At 65.5% G+C, this 16,104-nt stretch carries 16 protein-coding genes; 9 read left to right on the top strand and 7 right to left on the bottom strand.

What is annotated here, in order from left to right:
* Positions 1–48 precede the first annotated feature (48 nt).
* Entirely contained in the window at positions 49–1,431 is a 1,383-nt protein-coding gene (locus A5651_RS09255) for a cytochrome ubiquinol oxidase subunit I (RefSeq protein ID WP_066978622.1), read from the top strand.
* Positions 1,428–2,423, top strand: coding sequence for a cytochrome d ubiquinol oxidase subunit II (locus A5651_RS09260; protein WP_066978624.1), 996 nt, complete (start codon positions 1,428–1,430; stop codon positions 2,421–2,423). Before A5651_RS09255 ends, A5651_RS09260 begins: the two co-directional genes overlap by 4 nt.
* 94 nt (positions 2,424–2,517) lie before the next feature.
* Here the strand turns inward: A5651_RS09260 and A5651_RS09265 are convergent, their stop codons facing one another.
* Positions 2,518–3,363 carry an SDR family oxidoreductase gene (locus A5651_RS09265; protein WP_066979000.1) on the bottom strand — a complete coding sequence of 282 codons (846 nt, stop codon included), beginning with the start codon at positions 3,361–3,363 and terminating at the stop codon, positions 2,518–2,520.
* A gap of 42 nt (positions 3,364–3,405) precedes the next feature.
* Between A5651_RS09265 and A5651_RS09270 the strand changes: the two genes are divergently transcribed.
* From A5651_RS09270 to A5651_RS25290, 3 genes are read left to right on the top strand one after another with little or no spacing between them, the layout of a single operon-like run.
* On the top strand, positions 3,406–4,035 hold the full coding sequence (locus A5651_RS09270) for a VOC family protein (RefSeq protein ID WP_066979003.1): 630 nt from the start codon (positions 3,406–3,408) through the stop codon (positions 4,033–4,035).
* A gap of 35 nt (positions 4,036–4,070) precedes the next feature.
* Positions 4,071–4,538, top strand: a complete 468-nt coding sequence (rnhA, locus tag A5651_RS09275) for a ribonuclease HI (RefSeq protein WP_066978628.1) — start codon at positions 4,071–4,073, stop codon at positions 4,536–4,538.
* Positions 4,539–4,594: 56 nt separating this feature from the next.
* On the top strand, positions 4,595–4,795 hold the full coding sequence (locus A5651_RS25290; protein WP_156662758.1) for a hypothetical protein: 201 nt from the start codon (positions 4,595–4,597) through the stop codon (positions 4,793–4,795).
* Between the two features lie 11 nt (positions 4,796–4,806).
* On the opposite strand, the gene A5651_RS09280 is transcribed toward A5651_RS25290, so the two are convergent.
* Entirely contained in the window at positions 4,807–7,098 is a 2,292-nt protein-coding gene (locus A5651_RS09280; RefSeq protein WP_066978631.1) for an ATP-dependent DNA ligase, read from the bottom strand.
* A 31-nt stretch (positions 7,099–7,129) separates the two neighbouring features.
* Between A5651_RS09280 and A5651_RS09285 the strand changes: the two genes are divergently transcribed.
* Positions 7,130–7,357 carry a hypothetical protein gene (locus tag A5651_RS09285; RefSeq protein ID WP_197496587.1) on the top strand — a complete coding sequence of 76 codons (228 nt, stop codon included), beginning with the start codon at positions 7,130–7,132 and terminating at the stop codon, positions 7,355–7,357.
* A 43-nt stretch (positions 7,358–7,400) separates the two neighbouring features.
* On the opposite strand, the gene A5651_RS09290 is transcribed toward A5651_RS09285, so the two are convergent.
* From A5651_RS09290 to A5651_RS09310, 5 genes are read right to left on the bottom strand one after another with little or no spacing between them, the layout of a single operon-like run.
* On the bottom strand, positions 7,401–8,486 hold the full coding sequence (locus A5651_RS09290; RefSeq protein ID WP_066978634.1) for an ABC transporter ATP-binding protein: 1,086 nt from the start codon (positions 8,484–8,486) through the stop codon (positions 7,401–7,403).
* A gap of 13 nt (positions 8,487–8,499) precedes the next feature.
* Positions 8,500–9,342 carry a carbohydrate ABC transporter permease gene (locus A5651_RS09295; RefSeq protein ID WP_066978637.1) on the bottom strand — a complete coding sequence of 281 codons (843 nt, stop codon included), beginning with the start codon at positions 9,340–9,342 and terminating at the stop codon, positions 8,500–8,502.
* A 1-nt stretch (position 9,343) separates the two neighbouring features.
* Positions 9,344–10,318 carry a carbohydrate ABC transporter permease gene (locus tag A5651_RS09300; RefSeq protein WP_066978640.1) on the bottom strand — a complete coding sequence of 325 codons (975 nt, stop codon included), beginning with the start codon at positions 10,316–10,318 and terminating at the stop codon, positions 9,344–9,346.
* Positions 10,318–11,676: an ABC transporter substrate-binding protein gene (locus A5651_RS09305; protein ID WP_066978643.1), complete on the bottom strand. Its 1,359-nt coding sequence runs from the start codon at positions 11,674–11,676 to the stop codon at positions 10,318–10,320. Before A5651_RS09305 ends, A5651_RS09300 begins: the two co-directional genes overlap by 1 nt.
* Before the next feature lie 14 nt (positions 11,677–11,690).
* Complete coding sequence (locus A5651_RS09310; RefSeq protein ID WP_066978646.1) at positions 11,691–12,680, bottom strand: sugar-binding transcriptional regulator; 990 nt, start codon at positions 12,678–12,680, stop codon at positions 11,691–11,693.
* Between the two features lie 93 nt (positions 12,681–12,773).
* On the opposite strand from A5651_RS09310, the gene A5651_RS09315 reads away from it, so the two are divergent.
* The 3 genes from A5651_RS09315 to A5651_RS09325 are packed head-to-tail and all read left to right on the top strand — an operon-like array spanning position 12,774 to position 16,104.
* Positions 12,774–14,219, top strand: coding sequence for a mannitol dehydrogenase family protein (locus tag A5651_RS09315; RefSeq protein ID WP_066978649.1), 1,446 nt, complete (start codon positions 12,774–12,776; stop codon positions 14,217–14,219).
* Positions 14,216–15,154, top strand: coding sequence for a carbohydrate kinase (locus A5651_RS09320; protein WP_066978652.1), 939 nt, complete (start codon positions 14,216–14,218; stop codon positions 15,152–15,154). The genes A5651_RS09315 and A5651_RS09320 overlap by 4 nt, the downstream gene beginning before the upstream one ends.
* A gap of 14 nt (positions 15,155–15,168) precedes the next feature.
* A complete protein-coding gene (locus tag A5651_RS09325) occupies positions 15,169–16,104 on the top strand; it encodes a Ku protein (protein WP_066978655.1) in 936 nt (311 codons plus the stop codon).

Below are 16,104 nucleotides of genomic sequence, written 5' to 3' on the forward strand. Positions count from 1 at the left end.
GATTGTCGGCGGACGGCGCGGCCGGCCCAAAGAGTAGCGTCCCCAATCGTGGGTTTCAGCGATGCGGTGCTTCTCCTCGCGTCGGACCCGCCAGCCCTGCTGCCGGCTCGGCAACAAATGGCGCTGTCGCTGGGCTTCCACATCGTCCTGGCCTGTTTCGGCGTGGCGTTCCCCGCGATGATCTACGTGGTGCACCGGCGTGGCATCGTCCGCGACGACCCGGCCGCGTTGGGGTTGGCGAAGCGTTGGGCCAAGGTGTCAGCGGTCCTGTTCGCCATCGGCGCGGTGTCCGGCACCGTGCTCAGCTTCGAGATGGGACTGTTGTGGCCGGGGCTGATGGGCAGGTTCGGCGACGTCCTCGGCCTGCCCTTTGCGTTTGAGGGGCTGTCGTTCTTCGTCGAGGCGATTTTTTTGGGCATCTACCTCTACGGCTGGGGCCGCATGCCGCCGCGGCGCCATCTCGCGATGCTGATTCCCATGGCGGTGTCCGGTGTGGTCGGCACCTTCTGCGTGGTGGCGGTGAATGCCTGGATGAACAATCCGGCGGGCTTTGCGATCCGCAGTGGCGAGGTCACCGACATCAACCCGTGGCGGGCGATGTTCAACGACGGCGTGTGGATGCAATTCCTGCACATGTGGCTGGCGGCGTTCATGATCGTCGGCTTCACGGTGTCGGGCGTGTATGCCGCCGGCCTGTTGCGCGGACGCGACGACGCCCATCACCGTCTCGGCTTCACCGCGCCGTTCGCCTTCGCTTCTGTCGCGGCGATCGTGCAGCCGATCGCCGGCCACATCCTCGGCATGCGCATCAACGACACCCAGCCGGCCAAGCTCGCCGCCTTCGAATTGGCCGAGACCACAGAAAGCCCGGCCCCTTTCCGGCTCGGAGGGGTGCTGGTCGACGGAGAGGTCCACGGTGCGCTGGAGATCCCGCGACTGGGCTCCGTCATCGCGCGCAACTCCCTGGATGCTCCCGTCCCCGGTCTGGACACCGTGCCGAGGCAAGACTGGCCGCCGGTGAACGTCACGCATCTGGCCTTCCAGTCGATGGTCGTGCTCGGCACTGTGTTGGCGGCGGCCGTTTTGTTGTACTGGCTGTTGCGGTGGCGCGGCCGTGATCTGATGAAGAACCGCTGGTTTCTCCGATTCGCAGTGATCGCCGGTCCGTTGGCGATGTTGGCGGTCGAATTTGGCTGGGTTGCAACGGAAGTAGGCCGGCAACCGTGGACGGTGTGGCAGATATTGCACACCGTCGACGCGGCGAGTCAGTCCGCCGGCCTGTGGTGGAGCTACACCGCGGTGCTGGTGATCTATGCGGGCATGGCCGTCGGCGCCTGGGTGGTGTTGCGATCCATGGCGCGACGCTGGCGCGCCGGCGAAACCGACCTACCCAGTCCTTACGGTCCGCCGAAGGAAGAGCCGGTGCGATGACCCTGGCGTCGGTCGTGGCGATGGCGATGTTCCTCGGTGTCGTGGTGTACGCCTTGTTCGCCGGGGCCGACTTCGGTTCGGGCTTCTACGATCTCACCGCGGGCTTCGATGAGCGGGGCAGCCAGTTACGCACACTCGTCGACACCAGCATCGGGCCGGTCTGGGAGGCCAACCACGTGTGGCTGATCTACATCCTGGTGATGTGGTGGACCGGTTTCCCCGCCACCTTCGCCGCCGCCACCACCACGTTGTTCATCCCGTTGAGCCTGGCGTTGACCGGAATCGTGTTGCGGGGCGCCAGCTTTGCGTTCCGCAAGTACTCCGAGACATTCGCCCAGGCCCGGCTGTTCGGGGCGATTTTCGCGTCGTCGTCGGTGATCACACCGTTCTTCTTCGGTACCGTCGCGGGCGCTGTCGCTTCAGGTCGGGTGCCCGCGGCCGGTTACGGCGACCGGATCGGTTCGTGGCTCAACCCGACGTCGCTCGTCGGCGGATGCCTGGCCGCGGTGACGTGCATCTTCCTGGCCGGGGTTTTCCTCACGGCCGACGCCGACCGCGCCGGTGACGACGAGCTCGCCGGTCGCTTGCGCATCCGTACTCTCGCAGTGGGGATCGCGACGGGCATCGTCGTGTTCGCCGGGCTCTATCCAGTCACCCACGACGCGCCGACGTTGAGTCACGGTCTGCGGACCGCGGCGTCGCCGTTGTTGGCGGTGGCTGCAGTGGCGGGGATCGCGACACTGGCTCTGCTGTACCGCAGACGCTTCTCGCTGGCGCGCATCCCGGCCGTCGCGGCCGTCGGTTCGGTTGTCATTGGATGGGGTGTGGCCCAATACCCGTGGCTGCTGGTCGATCAGGTCACCATCTACGACGGCGCGGGCGCGGACGCGACGCTGGTTGGCCTGTTGGTCGTCGTCGCGTTGGCCGGCGTGGTCGTGCTGCCGGCCCTGACCTACCTGCTTCGGCTGACGCAGCAATGGACCCGCGCCTGAGTCGGGCTCCCTTTCTTCGCGAGCGTGCGTGTCTGCTGCGCGACACGCCGCAATATACCTGCAGTCATGCACGCTCGACGCACGCCACGGTGCGCTAACCGCTCGCAGCGGCCGCCCTGGCGCGTTCGGTCATCGACGCGACGACGCCGCCGTCGTTGAGGATGTCGGTGCCGGTGAGGTAGCCGGCCTTATCGCTGGCGCAGAAAGCGAGAAGGTCGGCCATCTCCTCGGGCTTGCCCCACCGCGGCACCGCGGCGTCGGCGACCATCGCGCCGGCCCCGGCGTTCGCTTCAAGCTGGCCCATCTCGGTGTCGATGGACCCCGGCGAAACCGACAGGACGCGGAGGCCCTTGGCGTTGAACCGTTCACATTGCGCGACGCTGTACCACCGCACGAAGCCCTTGCTGATGGCGTAGGCGATGCCGGAGCGGGCTTGGGGGTCGTCTCCGGCGATGGCGCATGCCTCGAGCATGGCTTTCATGAAGGCGTCCCGATCCTGCAGGGCTAGCGGGAATTTCGTTGCGGGAATGAGGCTTTCGGGCAGCAGGTGAGCGGCCATCGACGCCACGTTGACGATTGCGGCGCCCTCGCCCGCTATTGCGTAGAAGCTCTCGTTGACGTTGAGCGTGCCGATGGCGTTGGTCCGCATGACGTATTCGGCGTTTCCCATGCTGGGACTCACACCCGCGGTGTGGATGACGGAGGCGACAGTGCCGAGGCCGGATGCGGTATCGAAGAGCTTGTCGACGGCCGCGCGGTCCGTGACGTCGCAGTTGACGGCCGTGGCGCTGATCCCCAGATCGTCCAACGCGGCGACCGCGCCGTCGAGCCGGTCCTGCCGCACGTCGGCGAGGACCACAGCGTGGTCGCGGCCCACGACCTTCGCCGTTGCGACGCCCATGCCGCCCGCGCCACCGGTGATCACCGACACTCTGCTCATGGCGGTCATGCTATGCGACCGCACAGCGCGTACTCTGCGCGCGTGGCCGTCACTGTCGAAGAGCTCGTCGTGGCCGATCCAGGCGATGCCTGGGTCCGGGCGGGCTTCAGCGTCGACTCCGAGGCCGTGTGCCGGGTCGGCGGTGTTCGGATCCGGCTGGCGGCGACATCAGGCACAGGCATCCTCGGGTGGTCGTTGGGCGGGCTGCCGCCGGACTTCTCGTTGGGTGACCTCGACGGGATACCGACGACTCGAGCCGGGACGGTTGCGGGTGCGCCGCATGAGCACGCCAACGGCGTGGTCGCGATCGACCACGTCGTGCTGATGTCTCCAGATCTGAATCGGACGGTCGAATCGCTGGCCGCGGTGGGCGTGGAACCTCGTCGGGAGCGCGACGGCGAACTCGGCGGCCAACCCATCCGCCAGATCTTCTTCCGATTGGGAGAGGTGATCATCGAGGTCGTCGGTTCGCCGGAGACGGCGGCCGAAGGTCCATCGACGCTGTGGGGAATCACCTACGTCGTTGCGGACATCGACGCAGCCGCCGCGTTCTTCGGTGAATCGACAACGCCGGTCAAGGACGCCGTGCAGCCGGGGCGACGCATCAGCACGCTTCGGCATCAGCAGTTCGGGATCTCGGTGCCGACGGCGTTGATCTCGGCGCGTCGCTGAGCCGGGCCAGCCGGCCCCGTGCCTATCCTCAGCGCATGATCGACCCCGCCGACATCGTCGTGATCCATACCGATGGCGGCTGCCGACCCAATCCCGGGCCCGGCGGGTGGGGCGCGGTGCTGCGCCAGCGTGAGCATGTCCGCGAGATGAGCGGCGGCGAGTTCGGCCCGACAAGCAACAACCGCATGGAACTGACGGCGCCGATCATGGCGCTCGAAGCCCTCACCAGACCCGTCGTGGTGCATCTCTATACCGACAGCACCTACGTTCGCAACGGCATCACCAAGTGGGTTCACGGCTGGGTGCGCAACGGATGGCTGACCGCCGCAAAGCAACCGGTGAAGAACGTCGATCTGTGGCAGCGACTTCAGGTCGCCTGCGCGCGGCACCAGGTCGAGTGGTTCTGGGTGAAGGGGCACTCGGGCGTCACCGACAACGAGTTGGCCGACGTGCTGGCGACGCGGGGTCTGCAAGAAGCGGTCAAGGCCTATCCGAGCCTCTAGTGCTCGGGCGGTAGAAGCTCGCGACCGACCGACGCGGTGGCGTTGACGTCGACCTGTTGAACGGGGAGCAGCCCGATCTCGGCTATTGCTCCGGTCAACTCGACTGTCACCTGATAGTTGAACCGGTGAAGCTTGCCGCCCTGCACTGCAACAACGACTTTCATCACCAGGACCGGAACCCGCGGACTATTCCTGAAATCCTGATCGACTACCTGGACGCTGGCTCGGTCGACGGCAACGGCATCGGTGCGATCTAGGTGTAGTTCCTTCACTCCCACACCACTTCGTCGGGCGTCTTGTCCGGGCGGAGGCCGCGCCAGCTCGGCTGACGCAGCCGATCGTCGCCGGTGCGCTCGCTATAGCGCACCTCGCCCACCAGCTCCGGCCGCACGAACGTCACCCCCTTCGCGTCTTGCGTGGAAAGCCGTGCGTTGAACGGTGACCCGTCGGTGTGCAGTGGTTTCAAGGCCTTCTTCAAATTGGCGAGGTCCTTCTCCGTGAAGCCGGTGCCCACCCGTCCGACGAACTGCAACCCACCGGCCGGATCAGCTGGGTCGGGAATGCCGAGCATGAGCGCGCCGATGCCGCTCGACCGGCCGCCTTCCCCCTGTCGCCAACCGCCGATGACGACTTCCTGAGTGTTCCAGATCTTGTCCTTGATCCACGAGGACGAGCGCCGGCCCGGTTGGTACGTCGAGTCCCGTTTCTTGGCAATCACTCCCTCCCAACGGTTTTCGCGGGCATACTTCAGCGCTTCGGGGCCGTCGCCAGGCAGCGGGGGCGGCACGATCAGGCCGTCGCCGTCGGCCAGCGCCTCCAGCAGCCGCCTACGGTCGGAGTACTTGGCCCGCAGAAGTGACCGCCCGTCGAGCTGCAGAATGTCGAAGGCCCAGAATTCGACGCGGGTGGAGCGCTTCCGGTTCTGCATCTCGTTGAAGCTGGGCACGCCGGACTCGTCAAGCGCCACCGCCTCACCGTCGAGGATCACGTGATGGTCGGCGAGATCGGCTGCCAGCGCCTCGAATTGGCGAAACTCGGCGGTGACATCGCGACCGCGGCGTGACCGGACGCACAGCTTGCCGTGGTCGGCGTCCACCAGGACGCGATAGCCGTCCCACTTGCCCTCGAACGCCCACTGAGTCTTCTTGAGCCGCTGCACGGAGCCCTCGGTGGCCAGCATCGGCGCGAGATCGCCTGCGGTGGGATGCTTCTGCTCCTTCATGCGGTGCGCCAGCCAGTTCTTGCCGTCGGTCTGGATGAGCGCGTATCGACCGTCGATCTTCTCGCCGTGCAAGGTGACGATCACCTCGCCGCCCTTCGCGGGGCCGTCAGGCGGATTGTCGTTGAACTTCTCGGCTTCGTACGTGCCGGTGTCCCAAACGAACATCTTGCCCGCGCCGTATTCACCCTTGGGGATCGTCGCCTCGAACGTCAGGTATTCCATCGGATGGTCTTCGGTGTGCACCGCGAGGTGGTTGACCGACGGCGTATCGGGCAGGTTCTTCGGCACCGCCCACGACACCAGCACGCCGTCGCGCTCGAGGCGCAGGTCGTAGTGCAGTCGCCGGGCGTGGTGCTCCTGGATGACGAAGCGGTCGTTGGCGCCGGATTTCGGCTTCGACTTCGGTACCGGCTCAGGGGTTTTCGACGGGTCGCGCATGCTGCGGTACTTCGTCAACCGGTCGGGTATCGGGACCGCCTCGTCGAGCCCGGCCAGCAGGTCGCCGTCTTTGGCGACGCGCTCGAGCACCTCGTCGAAGCGCAGGTGCCGCAGGTCGGGATCGGAGATCTCGTCCCATGTCCGCGGAGCGGCGACGGTCGGCTGCTCGCGACCGCGTAGCGAATAAGGCGCGATCGTCGTTTTCGACGCGTTGTTCTGGCTCCAGTCGACGAAGACCTTTCCGGTGCGCAGGCTCTTGGTCATCGTCGACGTCACCAGCTTGGGCATGGCCTTCTCCAGCTGTTGCGCAACGCGTTTGGCGAGCACGACCGCGCCCTGCGAGCTGACCGGCTTCTCCAGCGGGGCGTACAGGTGCAGGCCCTTGCTGCCGCTGGTGAGCGGATACGCCGTCAGCCCGATGTCGCTCATCAGGTCGCGTACTTCGGAAGCCACCATGCAGAGCTGCTTCATCGTCACGCCCTCGCCGGGGTCGAGGTCGAACACCAAGCGGGTGGCAGGGCCGGGTTTGCCCTCAACGAACTGCCACTGCGGCACGTGCACCTCCAGCGAGGCCTGCTGACCGATCCAGGCGAGCCCCTCGACGGTGTCGATGATCGGATACGTCGTCGTCCCCGATCGATGGGTGACGCTCTCGCGCGTCAGCCAATCCGGCGCGGAGCTGGCGAGTTGCTTCTCGAAGAACGACGGCTCGTCGACGCCGTTGGGCCAGCGCTTTCGGGTGACCGCGCGGCCTGCGATATGCGGGATCATCACCTCGGCGATGTTGACGTAGTAGTCGAACACGTCTCCTTTTGTGACGGCCCTACGCCGTCCGCCCGTCGCCGGATACAGCACCTTATCCGGGTTGGTCAGCTTCACCCGGCCGAATCGATCCACCACGCCAACGTAATACCCGTTGTACCGTGGAGTGATGAGGCGAATCATCGCTGCCTGCCTGCTGGTGGCCTCCAGCGCGGTGTTCGGGGCCGCGACCGCGGCCGCGGACCCCGAGGATCTCGTGCCGTTCTGTTCGGGCGATCAGACCCCGATGGACAACAACTGCAAGCCGGCTCCCTCGCAGGTGTTCACCCATGACGCCGGCGGTGCCAATCCGCAGGTCGGCTACGGCACCAACCCGGGCGTGGAACCCGTCGTCTAACCCCTTTTCGCCGACTTCTGCGCCAGGGTCGTAGATCGTCCGCTCAGTTCAAGCGGTCGCCGGTCTTCGGGTCGAACAGGTGCACGGCACCCTCCGGCGACTTGCGTAGCTTGATCGACTCCGCCAACTTCGGCGCCGTCCGCGGATTGCACCGCGCCACCAATTCGATGCCGGAGCCCGAGCCCACGTGGGTGTAGACGTAGGCTTCGCTGCCGAGGTCCTCGACCAGGTCGACGACGACGTCCACGCCGCCGTCGGAGGAGATCTCCAGCGATTCGGGCCTAATCCCGACGGTGACCTCCGATAGGCCGGCATCGGTCACCTTCGCCAGATCCGCCCGCTCCAATTCCATTGTGTTGTCGCCGATCTTGACGCCGTCCGCAGCGACGGGCAGCGTCACCAGGTTCATCGCCGGCGAGCCGATGAAGCCCGCGACGAACGCATTCGCCGGCCTGTCGTAGAGCTCGTTCGGCGCCGCGAATTGCTGCAGCTTGCCAAACCGCAGCACCGCGACGCGGTCGCCCATCGTCATCGCCTCGACTTGGTCGTGGGTGACGTAGACGGTGGTGGTGCCGAGACGCCGCTGCAGGGCGGCGATCTGGGTGCGGGTCTGCACGCGCAGCTTCGCGTCCAGGTTCGACAGTGGTTCGTCCATGCAGAACACCTGCGGCTCGCGCACGATCGCACGACCCATCGCCACGCGCTGACGCTGACCACCGGACAGCTTGGCCGGTTTGCGATCCAGGAACTCGATGAGGTCGAGGATCTTCGCGGCCTCCTCGACCTTCTTGCGACGCTCACTGGCGGGCACGCCGCGCAGCTTGAGCGCGAAGCCCATGTTCTCCGCGACCGTCTTGTTCGGGTAGAGCGCGTAATTCTGAAACACCATCGCGATGTCCCGGTCCTTCGACGGCACACCGGTCATGTCCCTGCCGCCGATCTCGATGCTGCCCTCGTCGATGTCCTCGAGCCCGGCGAGCATGCGTAGCGCTGTACTCTTACCCGAGCCCGACGGGCCGACCAGCACGATGAACTCGCCGTCGTCGATGTCGAGGTTCAGCGAATCGACGGCGAGCTTGTCAGAGCCCTCGTAGATACAGGTGGCGTTCTTGTAAGTGATTGCAGCCATTCGTCTTTCTCCTCTACTTGATCGCGCCGAACGACAGGCCGCGCACCAGCTTGTTCTGCGCGAACCAGCCGCACAGGATCACCGGGAGCGCGGACATGGTCGCCGCAGCCGACAGCACGGCCCAGTACTGGCCTTCGCCCGCGATGAATCCGACGAGGTACACCGGCATGGTCGCGGCGTTCACAGCGGTCAGATTCACCGCGAAGAAGAACTCGTTCCACGCGAAGATCACACAGATCAGCGCGGTCGCGGCGATACCGGGTGACACCAACGGCAGGATGACCTCGCGCACCGAACGAGAAAGGCTCGCGCCGTCCAGGCTGGCCGCTTCGAGCAGCTCACCGGGCACCTCCAAGAAGAACGACCGCATCATCCACACGGCGATCGGCAGGTTCATCGACGTGTAGAGGATGACCAGCGCCCAGATATTGTCCAGCAGACCGATATTGGACACGATCACATACAGCGGCAGGATGGCCGCAACGATCGGCAACATCTTGGTGCTCATGAAGAAGAACAGTGCATCCTGCGTCTTGCGCACCGGCCGCAATGACAGCGCGAACGCCGCAGGCACACCCAGCAGCAACACGATCAGCGTCGAAAGTCCAGTGGCGAAGACCGAATTCAGAAACGCCGGGCCGATGCCCTGATCGAACACCGCCGTGAACTGATCGAGGGTCGGGGTGAAGAACAGCTTCGGTGGGCTCGTCGCCGCGTCGGCCTCCTGCTTGAACGCCGTGAGCACCATCCAGAACACCGGGAAGAAGAATGCGAGGCCGGCGAGCCACGCCACCACTGTCCACGGGCTGAACTTGCGGCTCTTCTTCTTCGGCGCTGTCGCCGTCGTTGTGGTCATGTCAGACCGCCTCTTCCTTGCCGCTGAACGACTTGAATATCAAGCGCAGAGCGAAGCTCGCGATGATCATCGTGAAGATCACCACCACGACGCCCATGGCCGCCGCCTGCCCCATGTCGAAGCCGAGGAATGCCCGCTGATAGATGTAGAACGGCAGGTTCGCGCTGGCGATACCCGGTCCGCCCTGCGTCATCATGTAGATGGCGTCGAACGTGTTCACCAGATAGATGGCACCCAGCACGACACCCAATTCGATGAACCGCCGAAGGTGCGGCAGCGTCAGCTCGCGGAAGAGTTGGAACGCACCCGCACCGTCGACGCGCCCGGCCTCCAAGATGTCACGTGGCATGGACTGCAGACCGGCCAGGATCAGCAGCATCATGAAGGGGGTCCACTGCCAGATCAGCACGACCATCACCATCGTCAGCGGGAACTGACCGATCCAGTCGGCCTTGTCGATCCCCACCAGCGACAGCAACCAATTGAGAATGCCGTTCGTCGGGTCGAGGATGGTGGTCTTCCAAATCAGCGCCGCGGCAACGGGTGTGACGAGAAACGGGGTGATCAGCAGCGTGCGCACGACGCCGCGGCCGAGGAACGCCCGGTCGAGCAACAGGGCGAGCAACAACCCGAGCACCGCCGAGGCCACCACGACCACGACGATCAACACCACGGTGTTGATCGCGACCGTCCAGAACTGGCTGTCCTTGACCACCGCGATGTAGTTCTGCAGCCCGACGAACCTGCGCGACCCGGGTCGCACCAGGTTCCACGACAGCGTCGAGTAGTACAGCGTGAACAAGAACGGGATCTGGGTGACGACGATCATGAAAATCAACGCCGGAAGCAGCGGGCCGCGCCGTCGCCAGCCCTCGGCGCGACTCACTCCCGCGCCTTGGCGTTCTCGGATCTTGCGAACCCGTTCGGCCGCGGCCTGTTCGTTGGCGGTGGCCTCGGTATCAGCGGTAACGGTCATCACTTCTCCTGATAGCTTCGGCCGACGACCTCGGCGTATTCCTGTGCCTGAGATACCGCTTCGTCAACCGACTTCTGTCCGGCGATCGCGGCGCTGACCTGCTGGCTCACCCGCGTGCCCAAATCCTGGAACTCGGGTATGCCGACGAACTGCACGCCGGTGTAGGGAACGGGTTGCACCGTGGGCTTGTTCGGGGTCGCACTCTCGATCGACCGTAATGTCAGCGGTCCGTAGGACTTCGAGATCGCCTGGTATTCGGGCAGTTCGGTGTAGGTCGACGTTCGGCTGCCCGGCGGCACCCGCGCCCAGCCCAGCTTCTCGCCGACCAGCTTCATGTAGTTTTTGTCGGTCATCCAGGAGACGAATTTCCATGCGCCGTCGGGGTTTTTGGCGCTCTTCGGGATGCCGAGGGCCCAGGTGTAGAGCCATCCCGAGTTCTGCTTTTCGGCGATCGGCGCGGGCAGGTAGCCGATCTTGCCGACCAGGTCCGGGTACGTCTTGGGATCCTCGAGAACCGAAACCGCCGACGTGGCGTCGTACCACATCGCCGTCTGGCCCTGGCCGAACAGGTTGGCGCATTCCTGGAAACCCGTTGACGAGGCGCCCAGTTCGCCGGCCTGCTTGATCAGGTCGACGTAGAAGTTGACGGCCTTGCGCACCTCGGGGCTGTTGAGTTGGGCGTTCCAGCTATCGTCGAACCATCGGCCGCCGAACGTGTTGATCACAGTGTCCAGCGGCGCCAGCACCTCGCCCCAACCGGGCTTTCCGCGCAGGCAGATACCGGCCCGGTCGTCGGTCTTCACCGTGTTCGCCCACTGGGCGACCTCCTGCCATGAAGGCTGGTACTCGGGGTTCTGCGGCACCTTGATGCCGGCCTGCTCGAAGAGGTCCTTGCGATACATCAGAAATGACGACTCGCCGTAGAACGGGACGGCGTACATGTTGCCCTCGTACGACAACGATTCGCGCAGCGACAAGATGAAGTCGTTCTCGTCGTAGCCGGGCGTCTTGCGGGCGTAGTCGGACAGGTTGCGCAGCCAACCGTCGCGCGCCCACTGCGGTGTCTCGAAGTTGCTGATCATCACGACGTCGAACTCGCTGCCGCCCATGGCCGTTGACATGGTGATCTTGGCGCGCGCCTGGTTCTCCGAAAGCGTGATGAACTTCAGCTTGGTGCCGGGGTTCTTGGCCTCGAAATCCGTCGACAACTTCTGCGCATCCGTCATCTGCGAGTTCGACACCAAAGCGATGGTCACTTCGTCGGACGATGCGCCCAGGCTGCCCGCCCCTGCGCAGCCGGCGGTGAGCAGCAGAACGCACGCCGATGCACACGCCGTCACTCGTCGTATCCCTATCATCTTTCGGACCTCCCTCAGCGCTGTGCCAGCAGCCAACGGGCACAGTCGATGTCGCACACCAGGAGCCTCGCCAGCCGTCCGCGCAGCGCGGCGAGCGTGGCCTGATGCTTGGCCGCGCCGCTGGAGATCAAAATCGTCTTCTGGCATGCCTTGACGTCTTCGAGCGGAGCCGACACCGCACGCTGGGCGAGCTCGGAGTCGACGGGCTCGCCGTCGGCGTCGAAGAAGCGGCCCCCGATCTCGCCGACCGCGCCACGCGACACCAGTTCGTCGAGCATTCGGGTGTCGAGGTAGCTGCCTTCGAACAGCGTGCCCGCCGTCGATGGGGTGCCGACGCCGAAGATCATGACGTCGGCGTGCCTTCCGGCCTCCAGTGTCCGCGAAATGACGGAGTCGCTGCGCATCGATGCCACTGTCGAGGGGTCGGCGTACAGCGGCGCCGGAAGCCGAATCGTCTGCGCGCGAAGCACATCCGCGCATCGGCCGAGGATGAACTCGGTGCCGGTTTGATACGCGGCGGTCGACATGGCGCCGTCCAGCTGAACCACCGCGCGACAACTGGCCACCCCCGGCGTCAATGCCGTCGCTACCGCCACCGTCTCGGGACCCCAGGTGAAGCCCATGACGTCGGTCGGGGTCAGCCGTCGCATGAGCAGCGCCGCGGCCGCACGGCCGACGCTCGCATATGCCGCAGGCCGTCCCGGTGTACCGACATCGATGCCGCTTCCGGCGACGACGGCTTCGGTCAGGCCATACCGCAATTCGAGTTCGCGTTCCTCGTCGGCGTGCAGGTTGTCGCGCATATCGGGCGGGACGACGATCTCGATGCGGACCAGCCCCTTGGCCTTGGCCCGCCCGATCAACCGTCCCGCAGTCGGCCGGGACACACCGAGGCGGCTCGCGATCTCGGCCTGCGTGAGCCCGTCGAGGTAATAGAGCGTCGCCGCGCGCAGCGCCAACCGGAGGTCCTCGGGCGCAGGAGGGCTGCCTGCGGTAGCAGCCATGCGCTCGGTCGTCGTCGACACGGATTACCCGCCGTTCTTCTGCGGACTGTGAGCATATGCTCAGGGGCGCGAGTAGATGCTCATCACGTTAGCATGGTGATTGTGACGCACACAACACTCAACCGATCCGCGATGAGCCAGATCCCCATCGCGAAACCCGCGTACGACCGTGGAGACGTTGGCGTGGGCATCGTGCATTTCGGGGTGGGCGGCTTCCATCGCGCTCATCAGGCGATGTACATCGACCGGCTCCTGGAGAACGGCCCCGACTCCGTGCAGCAGTGGGGCATCTGCGGGGTGGGCGTCATGCCGGCCGATCGCAAGATGAAGGAGGTGCTCGACGCCCAGGACGACCTCTACACGCTTGTGCTGGAAAACCCGGACGGCACCCGTGACGCGCGGGTGATCGGCTCGATCGTCGACTACCGCTACGCCCCCGACGACCCGGTGGCGGTGGTCGAACTGCTGGCGGCGCCGTCGACGCGGATCATCTCTCTGACCATCACCGAGGGCGGCTACAACGTCGACACCATCAGCCCGGACGACGTCAGCGTGTTCGGTCTGGTCGCCGACGCGCTCGCCCGGCGCCGCGACCGCGGGATCGCCTCGCCGACGATCGTGTCGTGCGACAACATCGAGGGCAACGGCGACGTCGCGCGCGAGGCGTTCACCGCTTACGCAGAACGCGTCCACCCCGGGCTGGCGCAGTGGATCTTCACGCATACGCGCTTCCCCAATTCGATGGTCGACCGCATCACGCCGGTCACTACGCCCGAGGTGATCGACAACCTGAAAAGCGAGTTCGGGGTGGACGACCGATGGCCCGTGGTGGCCGAGCCGTTTACCTCGTGGGTGCTCGAGGACGACTTCTCCGACGGCAGACCGCCTTTGGAGGACGTCGGCGTCCTCATGGTCGACGAGGTGCGGCCGTATGAGTTGATGAAGCTGCGGCTTCTCAACGCCAGCCACCAAAGCCTGTGCTATTTCGCCTATCTCAGCGGATACCGATTCGTTCACGATGCCGCCGCCGACCCGCTGTTCGCGGAGTTCCTGATGCGCTACATGGATACCGAGGCGACGCCGACCCTGCTTCCGGTGCCCGGCATCGACCTGCCCGATTACAAGAAGACGCTGATCGAACGGTTCGCCAACCCCGGCGTGCGCGACACCATCGCACGGTTGTGTTTCGCATCGTCGGATCGCATCCCAAAGTGGCTGCTTCCCGTCATCCGCGCGAACCTGGCCTCCGATGGACCGATCCGGTTGTCGGCGGCGACGGTGGCCAGCTGGGCGCGCTACGCCGAAGGCGTCGACGAGCAGGGCGAGCCCATCGATGTTGAGGACCAGCTCGCCGACACCCTGGTGCCGCTGGCCCGCTCGCAGCGCGACAATCCCACCGCATTCATCGAAAACACGGATGTCTTCGGCGATCTCGCAACCTCCGGTCGATTCGTGGAGGCCTACACCTGGGCGCTGGAGTCCCTCCATCGCGACGGCGCGCGGGCCACGCTAGAAGCCTTGATGAAGGACGCCCCATGACCGACCGGGCGCTGGTCATCGGCGAAGCCCTGATCGACATCGTCGAGCGCGATGGCACCATCACCGGCGAACACGTCGGTGGCAGCCCGCTCAATGTCGCCGTCGGCTTGGCCCGGCTGGGCCGTGGCGTCGACTTCCTGACCCACATCGCCGACGACCACCGCGGGCGCCGCATTATCGCCTACCTTGAAGCCGCTGGCGCCCAACTGGTTTCGGGAAGCACAACGGCGGCGCGGACTCCGACCGCGGTAGCCACACTCGACGACGACGGCAAGGCGCAGTACGCCTTCGACATCGACTGGCAGCTCGCGGGCACACCAGAGGTGGCGCCGCCGCTGGTGGTGCACACCGGGTCGATCGCGACGGTGCTCGAGCCCGGCTGCCGGGCGACGGCTGCACTGCTCGACGCCTACCACGTCTCGGCCACGGTCAGCTTCGACCCGAACGTACGGCCGGCGCTGATCGCCGACGACGACCAGGCACGCGGCCGGATCGACCGCATCCTCGAACGGTGCGATGTGGTGAAAGCCAGCGACGAGGACCTGCACTGGATCGACCCGAACCGCGCGCCCGAGCAGGTGGCGCGGACATGGCTTGGGCTGGGTCCGGCGATCGTCGTGGTGACGATGGGCGAGCGGGGTGCTTTCGCGGCGTGTCAGGCCGGCGTCGCGCGGGTGCAGGCCTACCCGGTCGAGGTGGTCGACACGGTCGGTGCGGGCGATGCGTTCATGACGGGGCTGATCGACGCCCTGTGGTCACTGCAGCTGCTCGGTGCGCAGCGGCGGGCGGACCTGCGCCGGATCGGCGTCGACACGCTGACGGCCGTGCTGCAGACCGCCACGATCTCCTCGGCGCTGACGGTCGCACGCGCGGGGGCTGACCTGCCGGATCGAGCCACCCGGGACGCGGCATACGCTTCGCAGCTGACTGATTAGGGAATACTGGAGAAATGCGGTCCATTTGGAAGGGCTCGATCTCCTTCGGACTGGTGAATGTTCCCGTCAAGGTCTACAGCGCGACCGAAGACCACGATCTGAAGTTTCACCAGGTCCACGCCAAGGACAACGGTCGGATCCGCTACAAGCGGGTGTGCGAGGTGTGCGGCGAAGTCGTCGAGTACCGCGACATCGCGCGCGCGTTCGAATCCGACGACGGACACATGGTGGTGATCACCGACGAGGACATCTCGACATTGCCGGAGGAGCGCAGCCGCGAGATCGAGGTCGTCGAGTTCGTGCCGGCCAGCGACATCGACCCGCTGATGTACGACAAGAGTTACTACCTTGAGCCCGACGGCAAGTCGTCGAAGTCCTATGTGTTGCTTGCCAAGACCCTTGCCGAGACCGATCGCGTCGCGATCGTGCACTTCGCCTTGCGCAACAAAACCCGGCTTGCGGCGTTGCGCGTCAAGGACTTCAGCAAGCGCGACGTGATGGTCATCCATACATTGCTCTGGCCCGACGAGATCCGCGACCCGGATTTCCCGGTACTGGACAAGGAAGTCGACATCAAGCCGGCGGAGCTGAAGATGGCCGGACAGGTCGTCGAGTCGATGACCGACGACTTCCACCCCGAGCGCTTCGAGGACACCTACCAGGAGCAGCTCCGCGAGCTGGTAGAGGCGAAACTCGAAGGCGGAGAAGCATTTACCGCCGAAGAGGCTGAGCCCAAGGAACTCGACGAGACCGAGGACGTGTCGGATCTGCTCGCCAAGCTCGAGGCCAGTGTCAAGGCACGCCGCGGCGGCGGTTCATCCGGTGACGGGCAGGCGAAGAAGGCTCCGGCCAAAAAGGCGCCCGCGAAAAAGGCTGGAGCCGCGAAGAAAACACCGGCCAAGAAGGCCGCTAAGAAGGCGCCTGCGAAAAAGGCTGCCGCCAAGAAGTAG

This window comes from Mycobacterium sp. 1274761.0, assembly GCF_001668615.1.
GTDB lineage: Bacteria > Actinomycetota > Actinomycetes > Mycobacteriales > Mycobacteriaceae > Mycobacterium.